We start from the raw sequence: 8,111 nt of genomic DNA on the forward strand, positions 1-8,111 counted from the left end.
ATGTTGATGCTTTTGACCAGCCGGGGGTTGAAGCATACAAGAAAATCATGGGGCCGAAAATAGCGGCGCTTGGAAGGAATTCTTTGAAGGCATGACGGTTGACGAGTTCATGGAATATTTTTATGCAAATCTGACACCTGAGGGAAAGAAATATCTTTTGCCTGTCATGTTTGCATCAGTGATTTGCGGAACAGGAATCAGCAGCTGTCTGGTTTCGGAGCCCGAGCCGGCTCCTATTGTGAAGCTGCCGCAGCGTGCTGAGGTTTCGACCGGGAGCGCAGACAGCGCGCCCGTTGCTGTGCCGATAGCAAAACCGGTGGTGCTGCATTCGCCTTTTTCGGCTGAGCACAATGAAAGAGAACAGGTTCATAAAAGCCTGCAGACGGCATCTGTGAAAGGGCCGGATGAAAAAACAGAACGCACGCGTTCACGCAAAGAGCCTGTGAAGCTTGTGGGGACAGCAAGCTCATCTGCCGGAGTGATGGCAGTTTTTTCCCGGGGGAATGAACATTGGAGCATGGCTCCCGGGGAGCGGCACGGAGATGTCGAGCTTTTGGAGCTTACTGAAGCCGCTGCTGTAGTAGAAACATCTGAAGGAATACTCACCCTGCGTCTTTCGGGACGCTGAGGAGGAAAATGTATTGAGGATTTATGGGACCCCAAAATTTAAAACGGCGATATTTTCGTTTTTGGCGGCGTTTTGCTTTTGGAACGCAGATGCCGGAGCAGAGCAGGTTACTCTGAATGTGTCTGACGGAAATGTGCGCGATGTTCTTTCAATGGTGTCCCGTCTGGGTGATATCAATCTTGTAGTAGATGATTCTGTGCAAGGCCTGGTATCTATGCGGCTGGACGGGGTAGAGCCTGATGACGCGGTAGAACTGATTGCCGCGGCTAAGGGACTTGCCGTGGAACGGCGCGGAGATGTTTTTGTAGTTAGTTCGATAAAGCCCGAGAATTCAGCTTTTTACCGTATGTATACGTATCCTCTGCAATATGCTGAACTTGATACGGTAAGAGAAGCGGTTTCCATGGCTTTAAGAAAAGCTGACCGGAAGGAAAGCAGCCCGTCAAAGGAAACGGGCGGTTCGGGTGTAGGAGCTGCGGAGCGTGTACTTGCTGATTCGGGGACAAATACGCTTGTGCTTTACGGTACCGCGGCAGAAAATGAGGCGGCGAGGCGTATAGTAAGGGCGCTTGACCAGCCGATAAAACAGGTATCGTTGGAAGCAAAGGTAATTGCGATTTCCAAAGAAGCTTCAAAGAAACTTGGTGTAGAATGGGAATGGTCTAAGGTACCTCAGTATCCTGAGTACACTAAAGACTATGAATCGAGAAGACATTCTGTGCAGAATCCGGACGGTTCATATACGACAGTAACGGAATCCGTTCCCAAGGAAACTGCTGAACGGACGTGGAAGAACGGCGAGTCGATGCCGGGAATTATACGGTTCGGACACGGGCCGGGCGGCCATCCTTTTGAATTCTACTATGGAGCGCAGATACAGGCTCTGATAACCGACGGCAAGGCAAAGCTTCTGGCGCGTCCAAACATCACGACACTTCAGGGGCGTGAAGCCCAGATAAATATCGGGGGCGAGGTTCCCGTACCGGTGGTGACGTCGACGAATACCGCGACAACGACAAGTATCACATATCGTGATGCCGGAATCATTCTTCGCTGTACACCTCGTGTGAATCCCGACGGGGCCATCACCACAAAGGTACATACCGAGGTCAGCTCACCGCTTTACGTTGATTCATTGAAAGCATATCAGTTTCAAAAGAGGTCGGCAGATACGGTTGTCCGTCTGAAGGATGGAGAGACAATGGTAATCGGAGGGCTGATCGGGAGTGAGGAATCAAAATCGCTTTCGAAGGTTCCTTTCCTTGGAGATTTACCTATATTGGGTGCATTTTTCCGCAGCGTCAGAAAAAGCAAATCCGATTCAGAAATTATGATTTTTCTTACAGCCCATGTGCTGGATGAAGGGGAATCTCCTGCCATAAAGTCTTCGGAAGATTTTGAAAAAGAAAATAAAAGCAAATAATACGGGACTATATCCGTTTGATATATGTTTGATATATTTGGTATAATATACTGAGTGATTTGCGAGAGGAGACAAGATTCATTATGTCTATAAAAATTTTGATTGCAGATGACCATGCTCTGCTGCGACAGGGAATTAAGCGCGTTTTGAATTTCGAGGAAGATCTCGAGGTTGTAGGAGAGGCAGAAGACGGACAGGAAGCTCTTGCCCGTACTCTTGTGCTGCAGCCGGATATTTTGCTGCTTGACCTCAATATGCCTAATCTCAGCGGACTTGAGGTAACAAAGCAGCTTCAGGCAGCTAAGTCGCGCACGCGCATTATCGCGCTTACCATTCACGGCAGCGATAAATATGTGCTCGAAATGCTCCGCAACGGTGCGCTTGGGTATCTTCTTAAAGATGTTGAGCCGACAATGCTCATCAAGGCAATTCACGTAGTAAATAATGGCGATGCTTTTGTATATCCGAAGCTTGCCGAGCGTATTTTCGGCGGTCTTCAGGAAGGCGAGGATGTCAACGAGAAGGCACGCGAGATGTGGAGAGAGGGCCGCGCTGAGCGCCTTACGCCGCGCGAGATGGACGTTCTTTCCTGTATCGCTAAGGGCTTCTCAAATCAGGATATTGCGCAGGCTCTTTTCGTAAGTGAAAAAACGGTTAAAAACCATCTTACAAATATCTTCCGCAAACTCAATGTTAATGACCGCACGCAGGCGCTTATCTATGTTCTTAAACACAAGATAATGACGCTTGAGTAAATTTGTTCATAAGTTGACAGTGTCGATATGACCGTTGTACTATAAAGTGAGAATTATCTGGGGCTTTATGGGGACTTGGTCTTCGTATCAGAGACAGGAGTCTCAGCACCCATTAGTGTCATACATATGATGGAATTGCATAAAGAAAGTTGACGGGGTAAGGTTCCGCCAGGAATAAAGAGAAGCCGGTGAGATGCCGGCACGGTCACGCCACTGTATGACAGAGTCGGCAGAAACGATGACACTGAACGCGGGCGCGAGTCCAAGTTCGGGAAAGCTTTTGCACGGCAATGATGTCGAGTCAGGATATCTGCCTTCCCAACAATCACCGTTTGTACCCACGAGCGAAGGGAAGGGGATTTAAATTGTATCAGCAGGCCTTCCTGGGGGAAGGTCTTTTCTTTTTGCACTTAGCTGCTTTATACAATATAGGAGGGTAATCGGAATGGCAGGAATTTTTTATGGAATCGGCGTAGGACCGGGAGATCCGGACCTTTTGACGATGAAAGCCGTCAATACCATTCGAAAAGTTGACGTGCTTATTGCACCGAAAACCGAGAAAAAAGACGGCAGTGTAGCATATGATATTGCTAAGCCGTATCTTCGGGACGACGTACAGATTGTATATCAGGTTTTCCCGATGGTTAAGCATTTCGAACAGTCTACAGATGCCTGGGAATCGAATGTACAGGAAATTCTCGGCTTCCTTGAACAGGGGAAGAATGTAGGCTTCCTGACGTTGGGCGATGCTATGTTTTTCAGCACCTATATCTATATTTTCCGTCTGCTTGAGAAAAAAGGCGTAAAAATTGAGACCATTCCGGGTATTCCGGCATTCATTGCAATCGGCAGCCATCTTGGCTGGCCTATCGTTGAGGGAAATGATGTGCTGAGCATTATTCCGGCGACGGCAGACAAAGAAACTATTGAAAAGGTTATGGAGGTTTCGGATAATGTAGTCCTTATGAAGGTCTACAAAAACTTCCCTGAAATTGCCGACCTTCTTGTGAAGAATAAAATGATAGAAAACTCTGTTATGGTCAGCCGTGTAGGCATGCCGGATGAGGAACGCATTGACGATATCCTCGCCCGCAAGGACCAGCCGGTCAACTATCTGTCTACCGTCCTGGCACGCAGGACGCCGGAGAAATAAGATGGCGGCGGTATTACCGGTCAGTTTCAAGCTGGTCGGAAAAAAGTGTGCTGTTATCGGCGGCGGAGCTGTGGCACTGCGCAGAGTGAAGGCTCTTCACGAAGCAGGGGCACAGATTCGTGTTATTGCACCGGAGATAGATTCCGAGCTTTTGAAATTCACACGGGAAGAAAATATTGAGTGGATTGCCGAGCCGTTTACGGCATCACTCGTCTTGGGAATGTTTCTTGTTGTGTGCGCTACCAATGATGAGTCCGCAAACCGTTCTGCTGCCTGGGCAGCAAAGGCTACGGGTGCTCTGGTGAATATGGCGGCTCCTCCGATGGATCTCAGCGATTTGATGTTCCCGGCCTTTGCTGAAAAGGACGGACTTTTGCTGACGGCGTCAACAAATGGAGCAAGCCCGGAGCTTTCACGCAAACTGCGTCAGGAGCTGGAGGGTATTATTGATGTTTACGGGCCATGGCTCGAGATATTGGCACCTATACGTGAAGAAATGAAAGAAAAGCTTGCCGGGAGCACTGCACGTCAAGCCTTCTGGCGGGAGGCTCTTGACGATGCTGTCATGGCTCTCGTTAAAGAGAAGAAGTATGATGAGGCGGAGGCACAGGTAAGAAATGCAATTGGTCGTTTTGGGACTGAATCATAAAACAGCACCGGTTGAAGTAAGGGAAAGGTTTTCTTTAACAAAGGAACAGATACATAATGGTCTGCGTCATTTGAGCGAATACGGAGGAATTGACGAAGCTGTTGTGCTTTCCACCTGCAACCGCAATGAAATATATGCAGTTGTTGATATGGATACCGATGAATCAGAGATTTTAAAGAATTTCTGGTCTGATCTCACCGGAAATGAAGATGATGTCAGCGAGTATCTCTATAAATTTTCGGATGAAGAGTGTATCCGTCATCTGTTCAACGTGGCATCCAGTCTTGATTCTCTCGTAATCGGAGAAGGACAGATTCTGAGCCAGGTAAAGCAGGCGTACGCCATAGCCCATGAGGAGGGCGCTACCAGTACAATACTGAATACGCTTTTCCATCGTGCTATTGCTACAGGAAAACGTGTCCGCACGGAAACCCGAATAGCGTTTAATGCTGTTTCGGTCAGTTATGCGGCTGTTGAGCTTGCACGCCAGATTTTCGGCGAGCTGGACCAGTCGTCGGCACTTATTTTCGGTGCAGGCAAAATGGCTGAGCTTACGGCTGAAAATCTCGTGGGACGCGGCGTTAAAAAAATATATGTAGCGAACCGTCATAGGGACAAAGCTGAGGAAATGGCTGAAAAATTCCACGGCGAGGCTGTTGCATTTGATGAAGCGCTGCTTCATACCTCGAATTTCGATGTTGTTGTAACATCGACGGGTTCTCCCCATTATGTGGTGACACCGTGGGAAACGCAGCTTGCCATGAAAAAACGTCACGGCCGTCCGCTGGTTTTCATTGATATTGCTGTCCCGCGAGATGTTGACCCTGAGGTTGACACTATTCCGGGAGTTACTGTCTATAACATAGATGACCTTGAGGAGGTTGTAGATGAACATAGGCAGGAGCGCGAGAAAGAGGCCCATGAGGCAAGGCATATTGTCGATGAAGAAGTAAAATCCATTCAGGATAAATTCCAGTATTTATCCTTTCAGCCTCTTATGGCACGCCTTTCGAAGCGTGCAGACAAGGTGCGCCGCCGTGAGCTTCGTCGTGCGCTTGGAAAGTTGCCGGATATTTCGGAAGGCGACCGCAGGATTGTTGAGCAGATGTCAAAGATGATAGTCCGCAAGCTCTTACGGTTCCCGATGATGGAAATCAATGCGGCGGCAGGCACGGACCGCGAGCAGTTCTACATTGAGGCTATGCGGAGCCTGTTTAAATTAGATTTTATCGGAGAGGCAGAGGCAAGTGAGACAGAAAATCATAATTGGGACGCGCAGCAGTAAGCTGGCACTCTGGCAGGCTGATTATGTAGCCGAGTGTCTGCGTAAACAATATCCCGGAATCGTGGTTGAAGAAAAAAAGATGACGACAAAGGGAGATAAAATTTTAGACGCGCCACTGGCAAAAATTGGCGGCAAGGGGCTTTTTACAAAGGAGCTCGAAGAGGAAATGCTTGCGGGCGGTATTGACCTTGCGGTTCACAGCCTTAAGGATATGCCTACGGAGGTTCCGGAAGGGCTTATCATCACTGCAGTTACAAAGCGTTTTGACCCGGGTGATGCGGTTGTATGCCCGAAATACAAAACATTGGATGCCCTTCCGCAGGGTGCGCGTGTAGGTACGTCAAGTCTCAGACGCCGTGCTCAGATTCTTGCTGTTCGCCCGGATTTGGAGCTTATAGACCTGAGGGGCAACGTGAACACAAGACTCAGAAAGCTTGATGAGGGTGAGTACGACGCTATTATCCTTGCTGTGGCAGGATTGAAGCGCCTTGGCTTCGGAGACCGCATTACGGAGGTCCTGCCGAAGTCCATGTGTCTGCCTGCTGTCGGACAGGGAGCGCTTGCAATTGAAGCCCGTGAGGATGATGAGGAAATCCGCAGTATGCTGGCGTTTCTGCAGGATGATGAAACTACATGCTGTGCGGCAGCAGAGCGTGCGTTTTTGGAAACTGTGGAGGGCGGCTGCCAGGTTCCTGTCGGGGTCTATGCGGTCCCTTCGGACGGCGGTGTCGAGGTGGAGGCTGTAATAGCTTCCCTTGACGGAAAACGCCGTTTCCGTGACAAGGTCAAAGGAAACTGGAAGGATGCCGAAGACCTTGGACATCAGCTTGCGAACCGCCTGCTTGATGCCGGAGGCATAGAAATCCTTCATGAAATAGGTTTACTGCTCGACCGTAAATAACGGTCGGGCTCTTTTACGGAAGCAATCAATTTAGGAGAGTGAAATTATGCCTGGAATGGTATATCTTATCGGAGCCGGTCCCGGAGACTACAGGCTCATTACGTTGAAAGGCAAAGAGTGCCTTGAGTCCGCGGATGTTGTTGTATACGACCGTCTCGCTGATGACCGTATTCTCGGATGGGCACCGAAGGATGCCGAGTTCATTTATGTAGGCAAGGCATCGGCAAACCATACGATGAAGCAGGGAGATATCAATCAGCTCCTCGTTGACAAGGCGAAGGAAGGCAAATGTGTTGTCCGCTTAAAGGGCGGTGACCCGTTTGTATTCGGACGCGGCGGCGAAGAAGGACTGTTGCTGCGCGAAAATAATATACCCTTTGAAATCGTTCCGGGTGTAACCTCAGCTATTTCTGTTCCGGCATATGCAGGCATTCCTGTCACGCACCGTGCGGTCGCTACGTCTTTTGCGGTAATCACGGGGCATGAAGACCCTACAAAGGGCGGCTCCAATATGCGTTGGGACAAGCTTTCCACAGGTGTTGATACGCTTGTATTCCTGATGGGTGTTTCCAATCTTCCGCAGATTACAAAGAAGCTCATTGAAAACGGACGTCCGGCAGATACTCCGGCGGCAGTTATCCGCTGGGGTACAAAGGCTGAGCAGCGTACCCTCGTAACAACGGTTGGAACGGCTGCTGAGGACGTAAAGAAAAACGGAATCAAGCCTCCTGCAATCTTTGTTGTGGGTGATGTAGTGAAACTGCGTGAGGAGCTTGCTTGGTTCGATAATGAAGCACAGCGCCCTCTGTTCGGCAAAAAGGTGGTTGTGACACGTTCCCGTGCACAGGTTTCGAGGCTCACCAGAAGACTTGAGGATTTGGGCGCAGGCTGCATTGAGCTTCCTGCAATCCGTCTCGTTGAGCCCTCCGACCATTATGAAGCAGTAGATGCGGCCATTTCTCTTCTTGCATCATATGACTGGCTTATTTTCACCAGCGTTAACGGGGTAGACCGTTTCTTTGACCGCCTGTTTGCGGCAAACAAGGATACAAGGGATTTGGCAAAGGCTCACATTGCAGCAATCGGAAAGGCTACAGCCGCACGCTTAAAACAGTACGGCATTCTTGCGGATATTGTTCCCGCGGAATTCCGTGCAGAAGGAGTTTTGGCTGCTCTTAAGGGCGAGCTTGCTCCCGGCGAGCGTGTCCTTATTCCGCGCGCGCAGGAGGCTCGTGAGGTACTCCCGGAAAGCCTGCGTGAATACGGAGCTATCGTTGATGTAGCGCCTGTTTATGAAACGGTCGCTTCTACGGAAGA

8 protein-coding genes and 1 riboswitch are annotated in these 8,111 nt (G+C 49.5%); all 8 genes read left to right on the forward strand.

Features of this window, described 5'->3' with window-relative positions; genetic code table 11:
- Window positions 1-91: 91 nt before the first annotated feature.
- Complete coding sequence (locus tag ACY69O_RS07035) at window positions 92-628, forward strand: hypothetical protein (protein WP_462332760.1); 537 nt, start codon at window positions 92-94, stop codon at window positions 626-628.
- A gap of 13 nt (window positions 629-641) precedes the next feature.
- Window positions 642-2,051, forward strand: coding sequence for a type II secretion system protein GspD (locus tag ACY69O_RS07040; RefSeq protein ID WP_462332761.1), 1,410 nt, complete (start codon window positions 642-644; stop codon window positions 2,049-2,051).
- Window positions 2,052-2,134: 83 nt separating this feature from the next.
- Window positions 2,135-2,806 (forward strand): response regulator, encoded by a 672-nt coding sequence (locus tag ACY69O_RS07045; protein ID WP_462332762.1) that lies wholly within the window; start codon window positions 2,135-2,137, stop codon window positions 2,804-2,806.
- Between the two features lie 143 nt (window positions 2,807-2,949).
- A riboswitch (cobalamin riboswitch) is annotated at window positions 2,950-3,138 on the forward strand.
- Window positions 3,139-3,251: 113 nt separating this feature from the next.
- Window positions 3,252-3,959, forward strand: coding sequence for a precorrin-2 C(20)-methyltransferase (gene cobI / locus ACY69O_RS07050; protein ID WP_462332763.1), 708 nt, complete (start codon window positions 3,252-3,254; stop codon window positions 3,957-3,959).
- A 1-nt stretch (window position 3,960) separates the two neighbouring features.
- Window positions 3,961-4,608, forward strand: a complete 648-nt coding sequence (locus ACY69O_RS07055; RefSeq protein WP_462332764.1) for a precorrin-2 dehydrogenase/sirohydrochlorin ferrochelatase family protein — start codon at window positions 3,961-3,963, stop codon at window positions 4,606-4,608.
- On the forward strand, window positions 4,577-5,893 hold the full coding sequence (gene hemA, locus ACY69O_RS07060; protein ID WP_462332765.1) for a glutamyl-tRNA reductase: 1,317 nt from the start codon (window positions 4,577-4,579) through the stop codon (window positions 5,891-5,893). Before ACY69O_RS07055 ends, hemA begins: the two co-directional genes overlap by 32 nt.
- Window positions 5,856-6,794, forward strand: a complete 939-nt coding sequence (gene hemC / locus ACY69O_RS07065) for a hydroxymethylbilane synthase (RefSeq protein WP_462332766.1) — start codon at window positions 5,856-5,858, stop codon at window positions 6,792-6,794. Before hemA ends, hemC begins: the two co-directional genes overlap by 38 nt.
- Before the next feature lie 46 nt (window positions 6,795-6,840).
- On the forward strand, window positions 6,841-8,111 hold a 1,271-nt coding region (gene cobA, locus ACY69O_RS07070; RefSeq protein ID WP_462332767.1), incomplete at its 3' end, for a uroporphyrinogen-III C-methyltransferase.

It is taken from the genome of Schwartzia sp. (in: firmicutes), from assembly GCF_978017985.1.

What these genes read in the sequence shown, in the direction of transcription:
- ACY69O_RS07035 (WP_462332760.1), top strand. Translation starts at nt 92, where the DNA reads ATGACGGTTGACGAGTTCATGGAATATTTTTATGCAAATCTGACACCT.
- ACY69O_RS07045 (WP_462332762.1), top strand. Translation starts at nt 2,135, where the DNA reads ATGTCTATAAAAATTTTGATTGCAGATGACCATGCTCTGCTGCGACAG.
- cobI (WP_462332763.1), top strand. Translation starts at nt 3,252, where the DNA reads ATGGCAGGAATTTTTTATGGAATCGGCGTAGGACCGGGAGATCCGGAC.
- ACY69O_RS07055 (WP_462332764.1), top strand. Translation starts at nt 3,961, where the DNA reads ATGGCGGCGGTATTACCGGTCAGTTTCAAGCTGGTCGGAAAAAAGTGT.
- hemA (WP_462332765.1), top strand. Translation starts at nt 4,577, where the DNA reads ATGCAATTGGTCGTTTTGGGACTGAATCATAAAACAGCACCGGTTGAA.